Origin of the sequence: Blastococcus sp. URHD0036 (genome assembly GCF_000701365.1) — a bacterium.
Classification (GTDB): Bacteria; Actinomycetota; Actinomycetes; order Mycobacteriales; family Geodermatophilaceae; genus Trujillonella.
The window spans coordinates 280,399-296,964 of record NZ_JNIK01000017.1; the positions used below are offsets into that span (position 1 = coordinate 280,399).

Below are 16,566 nucleotides of genomic sequence, written 5' to 3' on the forward strand. Positions count from 1 at the left end.
CCCGTGCCGGGCCCGACCGTCGTCCGCACCCCCGCCGCCGGGACCCGCTCCCGGCTGCCGGGGCTCCTCGCGCTGACCGGCGTGCTGTGCACCCTGGCCGCCGTCGCCGTCGGGGCCTGGTTCGGCGGCACCCCCGTCTACGGCGCGGACGCCGTGATGGGCCTGCTCTACCCGCCGGTCGCCGCACTGGTCCTGCGCCGCCAGCCGGGCAACCGGGTGGGGTGGCTGCTGCTGACCACCGCCGTGTTCGGTCCCTACCTCCTGGCCGGGCAGTTCGCGCAGGGCCCGGCGCTGGAGCACGGCTGGTCCGGGCCGCTCGCCGGCGCCGCGATCTGGCTGACGGCCTGGGGGTTCACCCCCTACTTCGTCGTCCTGGCCCTCGTGCCGCTCTACTTCCCCACCGGCGTCCTGCCCTCGCCGCGGTGGCGGCCGTTCGCCGGGGTGCTCACCACCGTCGTGGCCGTCACGGTGCTGGCCACGATGGTGCGCGGGCACTCGGACCTCACCGACGCGCTGGACAACCCGCTGTCGGTCACCTCCACGGAGCTCCCGGAGTACGTCCTCGCGGCCGGCAGCACGGTGATCTTCGTGCTGGGCGCCCCCGCCGGGGTGCTCGCCCTGGTGCTGCGCATGCGCCGGTCGCGCGGGGTGGAGCGGACCCGGCTGCAGTGGCTGGTGCTGGGCGCCACCACCCTCGTGCTGTCGACGCTCGCGACCCTCGTCCTGGGCAGCACCCCGGTCACGGACGCCGTCTTCGCCGTCGGGTTCGCCGCGGTGCCGGTGAGCGTGGGGATCGCCGTGCTGCGGCTCGGGCTGTTCGACGTGGGTCAGGTGGTGGGCCGCGCCGTCGTCTTCACCCTGCTCTCCGCCCTGCTGCTCGTCGCCTACGCGGTCGTCGTCGCCCTGGTCGGCGAGTTCGGCGCCGGCGAGCGCCGGATCGCGGTGGCCGCCGCCGCGGTGGCCGCCCTGGGAGCCGCCGCGGGCTGGGAGCGGGCGCAGCGCGGGGTCGACCGGCTCCTGTACGGCGAGCGCCGGGACCCGCTGGCCGTCGCCAGCCGCGTGGGCAGCTCGCTGGACCTGGCCGGCGGCCCGGTCGACGCCCTGCAGGCGCTGGTGGACGAGGTCGCGCGGGCGCTGCGGCTGCCGCGGGTGGCCGTCGTCCCGGCCGATCCCCGCCTGGGGCCGGTCGTGTCGGCCGGCGCGCCACCGGAGATGGACGTCGAGGTGCTGCCGCTCACCGCCCTCGGCACCGGCGTCGGCGAGCTGCGGATCTGCCACCGCTCCCCCGGCGAGCACTGGCGCCGCACCGAGCGGGCCGCGTTCGACGACGTCGCCCGCCGGGCCGCCGTGCTGGTGTGGGCGGCGGGGCTGGTGGCCGACCTCCAGGTCAGCCGCGAGCGGATCGTGGTCAGCCGCGAGGAGGAACGCCGCCGGCTGCGCAACGACCTGCACGACGGCGTCGGACCGGAACTGGCCGGCATGGCGCTGCAGCTGGAGCGGCTGGCCGGACAGCTCGCCGGGTCCGACGACGCCGCGGCCCTCGCCGGCCGGCTGCGCGACCAGATGCGCCGGACGGTGGCGGCCGTGCGCCGCGCCGTCGACGACCTCCGGCCCCCCGCCCTGGACGAGCTGGGCCTGGTCGGGGCGCTGCGGGAGCACGTCGCCGCGTACCGGATGGCCGCGTCGGGCGGCCCCGGCGACGCGCCCGTCACGGTGGTCGCCGCCGAACTCCCCCCGCTGCGCGCCGCGGTCGAGGTGGCCGCCTACCGGATCGCGACCGAGGCCGTCGCGAACGCCGTCCGCCATGCGGGCGCGGCCGGCTGCCGGGTCTGCCTGGCCGTCGAGGGCGACGACCTGCTGGTCGAGGTCAGCGACGACGGCGCCGGGATCGACCCCGGCGCGGTGCCGGGCGTGGGGTCGACCAGCATGCGTGAGCGTGCCGCCGAGCTCGGCGGCACGCTGGAGATCGAGACCGCTCCCGGCGAAGGGACGACCGTGCGCACCCGCCTCCCGTTGGCCACCTCGTGACCCGCCCCATCCGCGTGCTCGTCGTCGACGACCACCCCGTGTACCGGGACGGTGTCGCCGACGCCCTCGGCGACGAGGCGGACCTCGAGGTCGTGGGCACCGCCGCCGACGGCGAGGCCGCCGTGGCCGAGGCCGCCCGGCTACGCCCCGACGTCGTGCTGATGGACCTGCGGATGCCGGGCATCGGCGGGGTGCCGGCGACCGCACGGATCGCCGCGGCGCAGCCGGAGACGTCGGTGGTCGTGCTGACCATGAGCGACGACGACGACTCCGTGTTCGCGGCCCTGCGCGCCGGCGCCCGCGGCTACCTGCTGAAGGAGTCCGAGGCCGGCGACATCGCCCGGGCGGTGCGCGCCGCGGCCCGGTCCGAGGCGGTGTTCGGCCCGCGGATCGCCGACCGGGTGCTGGCGTTCTTCGCCTCGTCGCGGGCGCGCGCGGCCGCCGTCCCGTTCCCGGAGCTCACCGACCGCGAGCGCGAGGTGCTCGACCTGGTCGCGCACGGGCTCCCCAACGCGGCGATCGCCGCGCGGCTGTACCTGTCGGAGAAGACGGTCCGCAACCGGGTGTCCGACGTCCTCGCGAAGCTGCACGCGGCCAGCCGGGCCGAGGCCGTGGCGCTGGCCCGCGACGCCGGCCTGGGCCCCGCGCCCGCGAGCTGAGCGGTTCAGCGGGTGCGGGCCGCCGGGGCGCGGCGCGCGGGTGTCCGGTCCGCCGGCCGGTGGGCCGCCGCGTACTCGGCGAGACCCACGGCGGCGCCGGAGAGCACGAGGCCGACGACGCCCCAGAGGACCATCGACACCCCGGCCGTCGTCGCCCGGTCGGTCTCGGCCCGCAGCAGACCGACGAAGAGGAGGAGCAGCGACACGGCTGCTCCCAGCGGAGCGATCCATCGGGTCATCGCGGCACCTCCTCGTGCGGTCGTCGCGACCACGTTCCCGCACATGTGTGCGACCGGCCACGACCGCGGAGGGCGCGCCGGTCGCGCCCTCGCGCTGCGTGACCTCCTCGACCACAGCACGTCACGACGCCACCCGCAACACCACGCCGCTCGCCGGGCGGGCCGGGATCCGCCGCAGCGAGATGGTCAGGTCCTGCTGCGGCGCCTCGGCGTCCAGCCGGGCCAGCCGCGGCGCGAGGGCCGCCAGCAGCCCGACGGTGATCTGCTCGCCCGGGCAGCGGTGGTTGGTGCGCGGATCTCCTCCGCCCTGCGGCACGAACTCGAACGCGCCGATCTCGCGGTCGAGGAAGCGCTCGGGCCGGAATGCGTAGGGGTCTCCCCACAGCTCGGGGTCGTGGTTGGTGCCCCAGAGATCGAGCAGCACCATCGAGTTCTCCGGGATCCGGACGCCGTCCCACTCGGTCGCCTGCGGTGCGCGGCCCCCGATGAACGGCGCGAACGGGTAGAACCGGCGGACCTCGTGCGCCCAGGCCTCCGCGTACGCCGGGTCGCCGCCCGCCAGCCGCGCGCGGTGCTGCGGCCAGCTGATCAGCGCGTGCCCGGAGTAGGCGAGGAACCAGGCGACGGCGGTGGTCGGCCGGATGATGTTGAGCAGCTCGACGGCGGCCGTGTGCCCGTCCAACTGCTCGCCGTCTGCGTCGCGGTGATGGGCGACGACGTCGACGGCCGAACCGGTGGGGACGCTGCGCCTCCCGGCGCGGACGTCGTCGACCAGCGCGGCGAGCCACGCCTCGCGCCGGCCGCGGGCCCGCCGGGCGCGCCAGTGCCGGGGGCCGCCGGTGGCGAAGCCGTCGACCATCGCGGTCAGGTCGGCCGCCAGGGACGGGACCTCGTCATCGGTCACCGGGATGCCGGCCCACCGGGTCACGGACCCCGCCAGCACCTGGGCCGCCTCGTCGAACAGGACGATCTCGCGGCCGGCCCAGGTGGCTGCCGCGTCGTCCCAGGCCTGCGCGGTGCGCTCGACGAGGGCGGTGGCGCCGCCGCCCTGGGGGCCGTCCTCCATGAGCAGGGCGACGAACATGGCCTTGCGCATCCGGTGCAGGTCGCCGTCGAGGGTGTGCACCGCACCCTTGCCGAAGAGCGTGCCCTGCACCGGCTCGGGGAGGGCGTGCGACCGGCGCACGTGGGCCTCGTCGTAGAGGAAGCGGCCCGCGTCGGTGCCCACGATGCCGGTCGCCGGCAGCCCGCCGAGCCGGACGCCGACGGTGCGGCGCCCCCGCGCGCGGCGGGCGTCGGGCAGCCAGCCGTATCCCTTGGCGAACAGCAGCGGGGAGTTCTCCAGGCGCATGGGTGCGGTCTGCCCAGGGCGCTTCCACCTGACACGGGTTGTTCGTCAAGGGCTCATCGGAATCTGTGGACAGGTCGCTGAGCTGGGGAAATGCCTCGGTCGCCATGCTCCGATCCGTTAGAATCGAACACACATTCGAAGCGGTCAGGAGGGGTCATGGGTGAGCTGCAGTCGGCACTGGACGCCCTGTCCGGCGTGGACCTGGACGAGCTCTCCGACGGGCCGCTGCTGGACCACGTGCGGGAGCTGGTCGTCGCGCGGAACCGGATCACCGCCGCGCTGACCCGTGCCGTCCGTCGTGCCGATGTCCGGGCCGCGTGCGAGCACGACGGCGCGAAGACGATGCAGTCCTGGCTGCGCGGGCACCTGCGGATGGCGGCCCCGGCCGCCGGGCGGCTCGTCGGCCAGGGCCGGGCGCTGGACTGCCTGCCGCTGACCGAGGGCCTGTTCACCGACGGAGAACTGGACGCCGACTCCGTCGAGGTGATCGCGGCGATCACCGAGCCCAGGAACCGGGACAAGGCCGCCGCCCAGGGCATCGACCTGGCCTCGGTCGAGGCCGCGCTGCTGCTCGTCGCCACCCACGGCAGCCACCGGGACCTGCGCATCGCCGTGGCCGACTACCTGGCCAAGCTCGACCCCGACGGGCCCGAACCCGACCCCACCGAGGAACGCGCGTTCACGATGGTCCAGCACCCCGACGGCACCTGGACCGTGCACGGCACCCTCGACCCCGTCGGCGGGCAGAAGCTCGCCACCGCCCTGGAATCCACCTCTGCCGCCAGCCGCTGCGCCGGCGACACCCGCAGCCGCGCCCAGCGCGACGGCGACGCCCTCGTCCAGCTCGCTGACAACGCGCTGGCCACCGGGCAGCTCCCGGTGCTGCGCACCGTCAAGCCGCACGTGATCGTCACCATCGGCATCGACGACCTCGTCGACCCCGCCACCTGCCCCGGCGCCGCCACCACCGGTCTCGGCGCCACCATCTCCGCCGCCCGCGCCCGCTGGGCCGCGTGCGACTCCACGATCACCCGGATCGTGCTGGACCCCGACGGACTGCCCATCGACGTCGGCCGCGACCACCGCGTCGTCCCCGCCCACATCCGCAAAGCCGTCGAACTGCGCGACAAGAAATGCGTGTTCGCCGGCTGCGAAGCACCCCGCTGGTACTGCGACGTCCACCACATCATCGAGTGGATGAACGGCGGCCGAACCTCGGTCGGGAACTCCGCGCTGCTGTGCGAACGCCACCACGGCAAGGTCCACCACGGCTACCGCATCGAACGCGACGACACCGCCCCACCCGGCCGGCGATGGCGCACCTACCGCCCCGACGGCACCGAGATCCTCATCCGGACTCCGCTCCTGACCTGAACCCGCACCGGACCTGACACACCCCGACAACGCCACACCCCGCGGCCACACCCGGCCGCGGGGCACCGGCGCGCGCCCGCCCCGTCCTCCCATCGGTCCACGGGAGGGTGCACCGCCGAGCACCGGGGTCACGGTCCGCACCATGGCGGACGACTCCTCCTGGTCGGGCGTGCGGGCCAGGGCGCTACCGGCTCTCGTGGTCGGGCTAGTGGCCGCTGTCGGCCTGCGGGTGGCCGACGACCGGATCGGCACAGCGGCTCTGATCGCCGTATCCGTCCTCACGTTCCTGACCGCCACCCTCCTTCCGGCGCGATCGAGCCAGCGAGACCGCAGCGGGTGGCCGAGGCGGGCCAGGTCCAGGCAGACGCCGTCGGGCATCACGCGGCGACGATCTCCCGGGGGTCGAAGGTGACGCGGATGCGCGCGATCCGCCCACCGGACAGGTGCATCCAGTTGGCCACGGGGGTGGGCGGCGCGACGGTGGTCCGCAGCTCGAACCAGGTGAGGACGTCGTCCCCGTCGATCCAGCGGTGCAGCACGGCGACGTCGTCCAGGATGCGGGCCATCCCCACCAGGCCCGCGACACAGGCGTCCACACCTTCGGCGGTGCCCAGGGGGCCGGCGAAGTCGGCGTCGGGTGCCAGCACCGAGCGCAGGCCCTGCTCGTCGCGGGCGACCCAGGAGCGGAAGTACGTATCGGCCAGCGTGGCCGGATCGGACGTGCTCATGCCTCCACCCTCGGCCGCCACGAGGCAGAAGTCCAAGACGCGCTCACTACCCGTTGCATAACCTGACGTTGTGGAACTCCAGCAGCTGCGCTACGTCGTCGCCGTGGCCGAGGAGGGCAGCTTCACGGGCGCCGCGGCGCGCGAGCGGGTCGCCCAGCCGGCGGTGAGCGCTGCGGTCCGCCGACTGGAGCGGGAGCTCGGTCTGCCGCTGTTCGAGCGGGGACGGCACGGCGCCCGGACGACGTCCGCGGGCGCCGCGGTGGTCACCCGCGCCCGGGAGGCCCTGGCCGCCGTCGACGGCGTGCGCACGGCAGCCGGGGAGCTGACCGGGCTGCTCACCGGTCGGGTGGTCGTCGGCATGGTCGTCGGCTGCGTCTCCGAGGTGCTGGCCGACCTGCTCGCCGCATTCGCCCGCACCCACCCCGGGGTGGAGGTGGCGCTGGAGGAGGGCACCAGCTCCGGCCTGCTCGACCGCCTGGCCGACGGCACGCTGGACCTCGCCTGGGTCGGCCGCGCCGCACCTCCGCCGCCCGGCGTCGCCACAGCGGTCCTGCACGAGGAGGAGCAGGTCGCCGTCGTCCCCGCGGACGACCCGCACCGCGGGGACGTCCTGACGCTCGACGAGCTGCGCACGAGACGGCTGATCGCACTCCCCCGCGGCACCGGCGGCCGGACGGCGCTGGACGAGGCGTGCGCCCGCTCCGGCACGGCACCGACGGTCGCCCTCGAGGCGACCGGGCTGGACATGGTGCTGCGGCTGGCCGCCCGCGGGCTCGGCACCGGCCTCGTGCCCGCGTCGATGGCGGCCGCCGCGACGGTCCCGGTCCGGGTCCTCCGGATCGAACCGCCCGTGCGCTCGCGGATCGAGCTGGCCTGGCGGGCCACCGGCCCCCCATCACCCGCCGGGCGGGCGCTGCTGGCCATCGCCCGCGAGCACGTCAGCCGCGCGTCCGAGGTCTGACGGCGGCGCTCAGCTCAGGACGCCGCAGCCCCCGCCGGAGCAGGCGCAGCCGGCGCACCCGGCGGCCTGCGGCTTCGGCGGCACCGGGCGGGACGCCGCGGCCCTCAGCCCGGCGGACCCGGTCACCAGGACGACGCCGAACACCGCCACGAGGATCGCGGCCACCGAGGTCGCGCCGTTCCGCGCCCGCTCCCAGTCGGCGCCGAACCCGGTGCCGACGAGCAGCAGCGTCACCAGCGCCGACCACACGAGCGCGATGACCCCACCACGACGGGCCACCGGCCCGCGGGACAGCAGCGCGAGCGATCCGGCGAGGAGCCCGAGCGGAGCGACGACCAGCAGCACCCAGCCGGCCAGCGCCCCGGGCACCGCGGCGACCGCCAGCGCGGCGACGCCTGCCACGGCCGTGCCGATGCCGACCGTGCGCATCCGGCGGTCCCCACCGTCCCGGCCGGCGTCGCGGACCACGACCGCTCCGCGCACCGCGCCGAACAGCCCGACCGCGCCCAGCAGCAGCCGCGCACCGCCGTCGCTCCAGAAGGCGGCGACCGCCGCGACCCCCACGAGGGCCACCCCGAGCGCCAGCCACCGGGGCCAGGCCCGCCGGGCCACCTCCGGATCCGCCTGCGCCATCGTCATCGTCGCCGTACCGCTCGCCACGGAGCCAGTGTCCCCCACCGAGCGGCCGGCAGCGGCGCCGCCACCCGCCCGGATGGTCCGGCCGCGTCCAGCGGGCGTGACGATCACCGCTGTGCCAGATTCGACGCACACGGGGGCCTGAGATGAGGGGTACCGGGATGACAGTCGGGTCACCGATGAACGCGGCCGACCGAGCGGGCTCCAGCGACACCCTGGAGAACCTCGCCCGGGTCGGCCTGATCTCCTACGGCGTCGTCCACCTGCTGATCGCGTGGCTGGCGCTGCAACTGGCATGGGGTGGGGGCGGCGGCTCGGCCGACCAGTCCGGCGCCATGGCCACCGTCGCCGACTCCCCCGTCGGCAAGCCGCTGCTGTGGCTGATCGCCGTCGGCATGATCGCGCTGGCGGTCTGGCAGCTGGCCGAGGTGCTGCGCTGGCGACAGGGGCTGTCGGCCTCCGGCGACCAGCGGAAGAAGGCGGTGCAGAAGACGGCGAAGTCGATCGGCAAGGCGGTCGTCTACATCGCCCTCGCCGTCCTCGCGATCCGCTTCGCGACCGGGTCGGGCAGCTCCAGCTCCCAGCAACAGCAGCAGACGACCGCCGGCGTCTTCGGCTGGCCGGGTGGCCGCTGGTGGGTCGCCCTGGCCGGGCTGGCGCTCGTCGGGTCCGGGGTCTACCACGTCTACAAGGGCGTCTCGAAGAAGTTCCTCAAGCAGATCGACCTCGGGTCCGCCTCGCCCGGGACCCGTCGGCTGGTGGAGCGGGTCGGCCTCGTGGGCTTTCCCGGCAAGGGGGTCGCGCTCGCCCTGGTCGGCGGGCTGCTGGTCTACGCGGCCGTCACCTTCGACCCGGAGAAGGCGAGCGGGCTCGACGGCGCCATGCACACCCTGCTCGACGCACCGTTCGGCCGGTTCCTGCTGACCCTGGTGGCGCTGGGCATCGCGGCGTTCGGTGTCTTCTGCCTGATCCGGGCGCGGTACCCCGAGCGCACCTGAGCGGCGGCCCGCAGGATCGGGGGGTGCCCGTCGCCCGTGCCCTGCTCGATCGCGTCACCGGCGCGGTCGAGCGGGCACGGGACGTCACCGACCACCCCGTCCTCGAGGCGTTCGCCCGCGCCGGACTGGTCGCCTACGGACTGCTGCACCTGCTCATCGCCTGGCTGGCGGTCCGGCTGGCCGCCGGGGTGGGCGGGGCCGACGCCGACCAGACCGGCGCGCTGCAGACGGTCGCGGACGGCCCCGGCGGGCGGGTGCTCCTGTGGGTCATCGGCCTCGGGCTGCTGTCGCTGGCGCTGTGGCAGGCCGGCGAGGTGCTGTTGTGGTGGCGCGGCCTGCTCGATCCCCGACGCCGGCGGCGGACGGCGTTCGTGTGCGCGAAGTGCCTGGCCAAGGCCACGGTCTACGCGGCGCTCGGCGTCACCGGGCTGCTGTTCGCCGCCGGCGCGGGCTACGAGGCCGACGACCGGCTGCGCGACCTCACCGACGACGCGCTCGAGATCCCCGGCGGCACCCTCGCCGTCGAGACGGTCGCCGTCGCGGTGCTGGCACTCGGGCTCTACACGCTGTCCCGCGGGGTGACCGGCGGGTTCATGCGCGACATCGACCTGCCCGCTGCGCCCGACCGGTGGGAGCCCGTGATCGAGGTGGTCGGCCGGATCGGCTACCTCGCGAAGGGCGTGGCCTTCGGCCTCGTGGGCGTCTTGCTGTGGCGGGCCGCGCACTCGGCCGACGTCTCGACCGCCACCGGCCTCGACGGCGCCATGACGGCGATCGCGGGGGTGGAGGCCGGCCCGTGGCTGCTGGGCGCGGTCGCGGCCGGGTTCGCGGCGTTCGGGCTGTACGCCCTGGCCCGCGCGCGGTATCCCGACCGCGACCCCTCGAGCTAGGCCTTCGGGCCACCCGCGACGTAGAGCACCTGACCGGACACGAAGCCGGCGCCCTCGCTGACGAAGAACGAGACGGCGTGGGCGATGTCCTCGCCCTGGCCGACGCGCGCCACCGGGATGGCCTGGGCCCGCTCGGCGGCGTAGTCGTCCCACGACCGGCCGAGGCGCTCGGCGGTGGCCCGGGTCATCTCGGTCTCGATGAGGCCCGGTGCGATCGAGTTGGCGGTGACGCCGAACTTGCCGAGCTCGATGGCGAGGGTCTTGGTGAAGCCCTGCAGGCCCGCCTTGGCCGCCGCGTAGTTCGCCTGGCCGCGGTTGCCCAGCGCCGAGGTCGACGAGAGGTTGACGATCCGGCCCCACTTCGCGTCGATCATGTGCTTCTGCGCCGCCCGGGACATGAGGAACGACCCGCGCAGGTGCACCGCCATGACGACGTCCCAGTCGGACTCGGTCATCTTGAACAGCAGGTTGTCGCGGGTCACGCCGGCGTTGTTGACCAGCACCAGCGGCGGGCCGAGCTCGGCGGCGATCCGGTCGACGGCGGACTGGACCTGCTCGGCGTCGCTGACGTCGGCCCCCACGCCCAGGGCGCGGCCGCCGGCGGCCTCGATGGCCTCGACGGTGCCCTTGGTGGCCGCCTCGTCGAGGTCGACCACGGCGACGGCGAAGCCGTCCGTGGCCAGGCGCTTCGCCGTCGCCGCGCCGATGCCCCGTGCCGCACCCGTGACGATGGCGACGCGCTGGGAGGACTCGCTCATGCTGGCTCCTTCTCTCTCAAAGACAACACTAATGGACGCGCAGCGGGCCCCGGTGCAGGGTCCCGCCGCGAGCTTGCGAGCGGTGGGGGGCAGCGGGGCCCTTCGTCAGACGCGCTCGAACAGCGCCGCAAGACCCTGGCCGCCACCGATGCACATCGTCTCCAGGCCGTAGCGGGCCTCGCGACGCGCCATCTCGCGGGTCAGCGTGGCGAGGATCCGCCCGCCCGTCGCGCCGACGGGGTGGCCGAGGGAGATGCCCGAGCCGTTGACGTTCATCCGCTCGAAGTCGCTCTCGGTGAAGCCCCACTCGCGGGTGCAGGCCAGCACCTGGCTGGCGAAGGCCTCGTTGAGCTCGATGAGGTCGACGTCGGAGAGCTTCAGGTCGGCCTGGGCGAGCGCCTTGGCCGTGGCCGGGACCGGGCCGATGCCCATCGTCCTCGGCGGGACCCCGGCCACGGCCCAGGACACCAGCCGGGCCAGCGGGCGCAGGCCCAGCTCGGCGGCCTTCTCCGGCGAGGTGACGATGCAGACCGCCGCGCCGTCGTTCTGGCCGCTGGCGTTGCCGGCGGTGACGGTGGCCTCCGCGTCCTGCTTGCCCATGATCGGCCGCAGCTTGGCGAGGGTCTCGACGCTCGCGTCGGGGCGGATGTGCTCGTCGCGGTCGACGACGGTGTCGCCCTTCCGGCCCGTCACGGTGACCGGGACGATCTCGTCGGCGAACCGGCCGGCCTCGGTGGCCGCGGCGGCCTTCTGGTGGGAGCGGACGGCGAACTCGTCCTGCTCCTCACGGGAGATCTTGTACTCGGCGCGCAGGTTCTCGGCGGTCTCGATCATCCCGCCGGGCACCGGGTGGTTCACTCCGCCGGCGGTGACCCGGCCGCGGGCCAGGCCGTCCTGCAGCAGGACGCCCGGACCGGCCTTGACGCCCCAGCGCATGGCGGTCGAGTAGAACGGCGCGTTGCTCATCGACTCCGCGCCGCCGGCCAGCACGAGCTCCGCGGCCCCGGTCTGCACCGACATGGCCGCGTAGAGGACCGCCTGCAGGCCGGAACCGCAGCGCCGGTCGATCTGCAGGCCCGAGGCGGTGACCGGCAGGCCGGCGTCGAGTGCGGCGACCCGGCCGATCGCCGGGGCCTCCATCGTCGGGTAGCAGTTGCCGAGCAGGACGTCGTCCACCGACTCCGGCGGCAGGCCGGTCCGCTCGATCAGCGCCCGGACCACCGTGCTGGCGAGGTCCTGCACGGGGACGTCGCGCAACGACCCGCCGAAGCCCCCGACGGGGGTCCGCAGGGGCTCACAGATGACGGCATCACGCACGGGAGGACCTCCTCGACTGCGGCGACGCAGTCGGTCGCCTCGGCGACCCGAGTGTCCACCGGGCGGTCCGCGGCGCGGCGCCGGGTACCCGCGGCGCCGTGCTCGGAGGGGTCAGGCGGCGCCGGTCTCGGCGCCGGGCTGGACCCGCTCGACGCCGAGGAGGTCCTCCAGGCCGGTGACCTGGATGGGACGCAGGACCGCGCGGGTGGCGACGAGTACGCGCATCGGGACGCCGATCCGGCCGGCGTGCGCGTGGGCGGTGACGAGGGCGTGCAGGCCGGCGGAGTCCAGGAAGGAGACCTCGGTGAGGTCGATGACGAGCTCGGCCGGCGCGGACGCCAGCTCGGAGTCGAGGCAGGCGGTCAGCCGGGGGGCGGTCGAGCAGTCGACCTCACCGGCGACGGCGACGCGGCCGTCGCCGGAGGAGGTGATCGAGACGAGTTCGGGAGGGGATGTGCCGATCCAGGTTGCGGTCACGAGACGCCTAACGAGGGGCGGGCCCGTACGGAGAACCGTCACCCTCGTGGGGCGCGGCGCGGCGAGGAGCTCGGCTGCGATGCAGCGGCTGACTGTTGAACCGCGGAACCCAGGCTACGGCCGGATCTGCGGGCTTTCAAGGCCGGCCGCCGCTGGTCACCCGTCCGACACCGGCCGGACACCGACCGCGACGGGACGATACTGGAGGTCGTGAACAAGCGCCTGGTGCCCGCCGTGGTGGTGTGGGCGGCCGTCACGGGAGCCGCCTTCCTCCTCCTCGACCCCGTCCTCGCCGCCGCCGTCGCGATCTTCGGGGGCGCTCTGGCGGGCCTCGTCGTCCTCGCCGCCGACTGGGACCAGCACTCCACCTACGAGGACCGGGAGATGGCCCGCACCCTGCGGCGCAAGGAGAAGTGGGTCCGCAACGCCGACGTCCGCGCCCGCGACCGCGCGCGGTGGGAGGCCCACCAGGCGCGCCAGGCCGGACGGACCGATCCCGGCGAGCAGAGCTAGCTCGAAATCCGGTGGACGCGGCGGGAGCCGCGTCCCTACCGTCTCCTCCATGCGCTCCTGAGTCCCTCCCGGCAGCTCCCGCGGGTCGAGCACCGCTCCCCGCCGTCGCGTTCCGCGCGTCCCCCGCTCCTCGCATCCCCCCGTCGCCGGCTGCCCAGGCACCGGCGCGCACCTCCCCGGGAGGTCCCCTTGTCACGCCCTCTGCACGAACTCCCACCCGCCGCCACGGCCGCCCGCGACGGCCTGCCCGCCGCCGAGACCGCCGACTTCGAGCGCCTCGTGCACGCGGTGCTGTCCGCGCCGTCGCCCGCTCTGGGCCCGGTGCTCCGCGCCCAGCTGCCCGGCAACGCCGGGGTCCGCTGGCTCGCCTCGGTGGGGCTCTCCCCCACCACGCGCGTGTCCGCGCTGACGCCGGAGCTCTGGCTCTCGCTGCACCGCTGCTGGCAGGGCACCGCCCGGGTGCCCTCCGGCGGGCCCGGCGGCCGGCGGGGTGGCGGCCGGCCGGCCACCCACGGCCACGCGCCCGGCGCGCACGCCATCCCGCGCTGGCAGTAGACCCGCTACCGAGGGACACCCTCCCGGCTCCAGGAGCCGGGAGGGTGCTCGCGTCTCAGACGCCGTCCTCCGCGGCCAGGGCGTCGGCCCGGTCGGGCTCGGCGAACGCCTCGGCCAGGGCCTGCCGCAGCGGCCACGCACCCGCGCGCCAGGCCAGCGCGCGGCCGAGCGCGGCGGGGCTCCCGTCGATGTGATCGACCCCGTCGTCGCCGGGCCACCAGGGGATCGGGCGGCCCCCGGCGGTGAGCCGGTCGTGCACCGCCACCCGCCCGGTCAGCTCCGGGACCCCCAGCCGGGCCGCGGCGAGGGCCGCACCCGGCAGGTCCGCCCAGCGCAGCACCCGCGTCGGGGGGGCGTCGACCGCGGCCGACACCTCCTCGCCGGCCAGCGGGAGGTCGAGGAGGTCGGCGACCGGGCCCGGCGCACCCCCGGCCGGCACCAGTGCGGCGGTCACGAGTGGGTACAGCCACGGCACGTCGAGGACCAGCACCGGCTCGCGGCGCGGATCGGCCACCCGATCCGGCGCGACGCGCACCCCGACCGGGGGCGGCACGTCGAGGCCGTCCAGCGCTCCCGCCAGGCGCGCGTAGACGGTGCGGAGGACGTCGGTCCGCACCGTCCGACCCGGGTCCCCGAGCCGCTCGAGCAGCTCGGCCGCGGCCTCCGGATCCGCCAGGACGTCGGCCACGGTCGCCGCCGGCGCGAGCAGCTCCAGCACGTCCGGGGGCGCCTGCGCCGGTTCGTACAGTCCCTGTAACTCCGTGCTGCCGGGGGCCCGCAGCCGGTCCGGCCGGCGCCCGCCCAGGACGGGGTGGGTGCGCAGCCACCACCGCAGGTAGCCGGGCACGACGGTGTCGCCGAGCGGCACGTCCGCCCGGGCCTCCGCCGGCAGCGCGGCCAGCATCGGCAGCGCCCGGGCCCAGTCGGTGACCAGTTCGAGGTCTCGGACGGCGACCACCGGCGGCCACAGCGGCGGCGGCCCCGGCGGCAGCCGGTCGAGGACGGCGTCCAGCCAGTCCTCGACCCCGTCGACGTCGAGGTCCTCGGGATCCTCGGCGCGGACGACGGCGAAGGAGTCGAGCACCCCCACCGCCCGCAGGACGGCGGGGTCGTGCGCCGTCGCCGTCCCGGGGTCGAGCACCCCGAGCGCGCCCGGCTGGACGACCTCGGCGAACGGGGACCCGGGGAGCAGCAGCTCACCGGCGGGCGCCCAGCCGCCGGCCGCGTCGGGCAGCGCGAGGTCCGCCAGCCACGCCAGCTCGCCGGGCGCGGGTGACGCCGCGGCCACGAGGGCGAGCACGGCGTCGGCCAGCGGACCGGGGTCGCCGTCGATCTCCTCTGCCGCGTCGACCGACGCCTCGACGGCGGCCCGCACGGCCGGGTCGGCGAGCACCTGCGCCGCGGTGGCCGGCCGCGCACCGAGCCGTTCGAGCAGCCGCCGGGCCGCGGGCGGGCCCGCCACTGCCGGATCGGCCAGCCGCAGTCGCAGGGGGGCCAGTGCCGCCACCGGCAGGCCGGGCTCGGGCAGCAGGACGCCCGCCGGCCCGGGCGCCGTCCGGCCGTCCGCCAGCGGCACCGGCAGCGCGCCGAGCTCCTCGCGCGGCGCTCCGTCGAGCGCCGCGTACAGCTGCGCCCACCACGCGGCCGGACGGTCGATGCCGGTGACGGCGTCGGCGACCTCGGCCGTGTCCACCCGCCGCACGCCGAGCGCGGCCAGCGCCGGGGCGGCCGGCCGCCGCGACCAGGCGTCCGGCAGCAGCCCGGGGACCACCTCGGCCAGGGCGGCGACCCGCTCGGGCGTCGGCTCGGCGAGCACCGCGGCCCGGTCGGCCGGCTGCCGGTCGGCGGGCGCGGCGGCCACGGGGAGCCAGTCGGTCGCGCGCAGCCGGCCGAGCACCGCGGTGCCCAGCGCGGCGTCGAGCTCACCGCCGGCCAGCCCGACCCGCGGCACGAGCGCCAGGACCGCTTCTCCCCCCACCCGCCCGTCAGCCAGGCCGCCCACCAGGTCGGCATAGGCGTCGGCGGCGGCGTCCACCAGCGCGTCCGTGACCGGGCCGGGCAGCACGTGCCGGCGGTCCGGACCGAGCGGGAAGGGCGCGAGGAGCCGCACCGGCAGCGACAGCGGCTCGTCGCTGGGCGTCGGGGCATGCACCGCCTGCGGGAGGGGCAGGGGCGCCGGCGACCCGTCGTCGTCCAGCGGCACCGCCCAGGTGACGGTGAAGGTGCGCCGATCCCGTTCCTCGACGGCGCGGTCCAGGTCCGGCGGCAGCTCGCCGGAACGCTCGGCCAGCCGCCACGTCGTCGTCCGTCCGGCGTCGGTGAGGCGGGCGGTGTCGCCGTCGCGGGCGCAGGAGAGGGTGCGCCGTCCGCCGGCGACCACCTCGATCTCCGCGAGACCGGGGAGGGCGAGCAGCAGCTCGGGGGCCAGCGCGTCGAGCGCGGTCCGCACCGGCCCCCGGGTGCCGGCGCGCAGCGGCAGCACGACCTCGGTGTCGAAGCCGGGCGGGGGCGCCCCGCCGGCCGGCCACGGCAGCCGCAGCACCGGCACGCCGCCGTCGCGCCGCGCCACCTCCTCGGCCAGGACCGGGACGGTGAGCGCCTCGGCCCGGGTCCCGGCCGCGCTGAACCGCACCCCGCCGGAGGTGGAGACGACGGCCGGCTCGTCGGAGACCGCCAGCACCGCGGCGAACCCGACCCCGAACCGGCCGACGCTGCCCGGCTGATCCCGCTTGGCCGAGGCGCGCAGGGTGGCCAGGCCCTCCACCCCCGCCGCGTCCAGCGGGGCGCCGGTGTTCGCCGCCCGCAGCACCTCGCCGTCCGGTCCGTCGGTCAGCTCCAGCCGCAGCCGGCCGGGGACGCCGGCCCGGACCGCCGCGTCGGCGGCGTTCTGGGCGAGCTCCACCAGCAGCCGGTCGCGGTAGCCGCCGCGGACCAGGTCCTCCTCGGCGTTGGCGTCCTCGCGGAACCGGGCGGGCGAGGCCGACCACGCGGTGAGCACCCGCTCCCGGAGCTCGGCGGTCGCGAAGGGGTCGGGCACGCGGGTCAGCATGCCGGGATGAGGTGGCCGACGCCCGTGCGCGGG

The 16,566-nt window shown here is 76.3% G+C and carries 16 protein-coding genes; 8 read left to right on the forward strand and 8 right to left on the reverse strand.

All coding sequences use genetic code 11. The annotated features are described in order from the left end of the window. Window positions 1-3 precede the first annotated feature (3 nt). Complete coding sequence (locus N555_RS0119695; protein WP_029433210.1) at window positions 4-2,028, forward strand: sensor histidine kinase; 2,025 nt, start codon at window positions 4-6, stop codon at window positions 2,026-2,028. Continuing rightward, window positions 2,025-2,687, forward strand: coding sequence for a response regulator (locus tag N555_RS0119700; protein WP_231503020.1), 663 nt, complete (start codon window positions 2,025-2,027; stop codon window positions 2,685-2,687). The genes N555_RS0119695 and N555_RS0119700 overlap by 4 nt, the downstream gene beginning before the upstream one ends. A gap of 5 nt (window positions 2,688-2,692) precedes the next feature. Here N555_RS0119700 and N555_RS0119705 read toward each other — a convergent pair whose 3' ends face one another. Beyond that, a complete protein-coding gene (locus N555_RS0119705) occupies window positions 2,693-2,926 on the reverse strand; it encodes a hypothetical protein (RefSeq protein ID WP_029433212.1) in 234 nt (77 codons plus the stop codon). A gap of 121 nt (window positions 2,927-3,047) precedes the next feature. Continuing rightward, complete coding sequence (locus N555_RS0119710) at window positions 3,048-4,277, reverse strand: cytochrome P450 (protein ID WP_029433213.1); 1,230 nt, start codon at window positions 4,275-4,277, stop codon at window positions 3,048-3,050. Between the two features lie 156 nt (window positions 4,278-4,433). Here N555_RS0119710 and N555_RS0119715 point away from each other — a divergent pair, with 156 nt between their 5' ends. Then, window positions 4,434-5,651, forward strand: coding sequence for an HNH endonuclease signature motif containing protein (locus N555_RS0119715; protein WP_029433214.1), 1,218 nt, complete (start codon window positions 4,434-4,436; stop codon window positions 5,649-5,651). 377 nt (window positions 5,652-6,028) lie between these two features. Here the strand turns inward: N555_RS0119715 and N555_RS0119720 are convergent, their stop codons facing one another. Next, window positions 6,029-6,379 (reverse strand): nuclear transport factor 2 family protein, encoded by a 351-nt coding sequence (locus N555_RS0119720; RefSeq protein ID WP_029433215.1) that lies wholly within the window; start codon window positions 6,377-6,379, stop codon window positions 6,029-6,031. A 70-nt stretch (window positions 6,380-6,449) separates the two neighbouring features. Between N555_RS0119720 and N555_RS0119725 the strand changes: the two genes are divergently transcribed. Next, window positions 6,450-7,340 carry a LysR family transcriptional regulator gene (locus N555_RS0119725; RefSeq protein WP_029433216.1) on the forward strand — a complete coding sequence of 297 codons (891 nt, stop codon included), beginning with the start codon at window positions 6,450-6,452 and terminating at the stop codon, window positions 7,338-7,340. Window positions 7,341-7,349: 9 nt separating this feature from the next. On the opposite strand, the gene N555_RS0119730 is transcribed toward N555_RS0119725, so the two are convergent. Further along, complete coding sequence (locus tag N555_RS0119730; protein WP_156036463.1) at window positions 7,350-8,000, reverse strand: hypothetical protein; 651 nt, start codon at window positions 7,998-8,000, stop codon at window positions 7,350-7,352. Window positions 8,001-8,137: 137 nt separating this feature from the next. Between N555_RS0119730 and N555_RS0119735 the strand changes: the two genes are divergently transcribed. Together N555_RS0119735 and N555_RS0119740 are read left to right on the forward strand one after the other, a co-directional pair. Next, a complete protein-coding gene (locus N555_RS0119735) occupies window positions 8,138-8,974 on the forward strand; it encodes a DUF1206 domain-containing protein (protein ID WP_029433218.1) in 837 nt (278 codons plus the stop codon). Window positions 8,975-8,997: 23 nt separating this feature from the next. Next, entirely contained in the window at window positions 8,998-9,864 is an 867-nt protein-coding gene (locus tag N555_RS0119740; RefSeq protein ID WP_029433219.1) for a DUF1206 domain-containing protein, read from the forward strand. Here the strand turns inward: N555_RS0119740 and fabG are convergent. The 3 genes from fabG to N555_RS0119755 form a co-directional block, all read right to left on the reverse strand. Next, a complete protein-coding gene (gene fabG, locus N555_RS0119745; RefSeq protein WP_029433220.1) occupies window positions 9,861-10,622 on the reverse strand; it encodes a 3-oxoacyl-ACP reductase FabG in 762 nt (253 codons plus the stop codon). The genes N555_RS0119740 and fabG overlap by 4 nt on opposite strands. Before the next feature lie 105 nt (window positions 10,623-10,727). After that, the gene (locus N555_RS0119750; RefSeq protein WP_029433221.1) at window positions 10,728-11,939 is read right to left on the reverse strand and encodes an acetyl-CoA C-acetyltransferase; all 1,212 of its coding nucleotides are present in this window, start codon (window positions 11,937-11,939) and stop codon (window positions 10,728-10,730) included. A gap of 111 nt (window positions 11,940-12,050) precedes the next feature. Then, on the reverse strand, window positions 12,051-12,416 hold the full coding sequence (locus N555_RS0119755) for an STAS domain-containing protein (protein ID WP_051684273.1): 366 nt from the start codon (window positions 12,414-12,416) through the stop codon (window positions 12,051-12,053). A 210-nt stretch (window positions 12,417-12,626) separates the two neighbouring features. On the opposite strand from N555_RS0119755, the gene N555_RS0119760 reads away from it, so the two are divergent. Together N555_RS0119760 and N555_RS0119765 are read left to right on the forward strand one after the other, a co-directional pair. Continuing rightward, entirely contained in the window at window positions 12,627-12,929 is a 303-nt protein-coding gene (locus N555_RS0119760) for a hypothetical protein (RefSeq protein WP_029433223.1), read from the forward strand. Window positions 12,930-13,118: 189 nt separating this feature from the next. After that, a complete protein-coding gene (locus N555_RS0119765) occupies window positions 13,119-13,484 on the forward strand; it encodes a hypothetical protein (RefSeq protein WP_029433224.1) in 366 nt (121 codons plus the stop codon). Window positions 13,485-13,539: 55 nt separating this feature from the next. Here the strand turns inward: N555_RS0119765 and N555_RS0119770 are convergent, their stop codons facing one another. After that, a complete protein-coding gene (locus N555_RS0119770; RefSeq protein WP_156036464.1) occupies window positions 13,540-16,521 on the reverse strand; it encodes a sacsin N-terminal ATP-binding-like domain-containing protein in 2,982 nt (993 codons plus the stop codon). Between the last annotated feature and the right edge of the window lie 45 nt (window positions 16,522-16,566).

Bases quoted from the DNA above. Each gene is read 5' to 3' on its own strand.
- N555_RS0119705 (WP_029433212.1), bottom strand. From the start codon at position 2,926: ATGACCCGATGGATCGCTCCGCTGGGAGCAGCCGTGTCGCTGCTCCTC.
- N555_RS0119710 (WP_029433213.1), bottom strand. From the start codon at position 4,277: ATGCGCCTGGAGAACTCCCCGCTGCTGTTCGCCAAGGGATACGGCTGG.
- N555_RS0119715 (WP_029433214.1), top strand. From the start codon at position 4,434: ATGGGTGAGCTGCAGTCGGCACTGGACGCCCTGTCCGGCGTGGACCTG.
- N555_RS0119720 (WP_029433215.1), bottom strand. From the start codon at position 6,379: ATGAGCACGTCCGATCCGGCCACGCTGGCCGATACGTACTTCCGCTCC.
- N555_RS0119735 (WP_029433218.1), top strand. From the start codon at position 8,138: ATGACAGTCGGGTCACCGATGAACGCGGCCGACCGAGCGGGCTCCAGC.
- fabG (WP_029433220.1), bottom strand. From the start codon at position 10,622: ATGAGCGAGTCCTCCCAGCGCGTCGCCATCGTCACGGGTGCGGCACGG.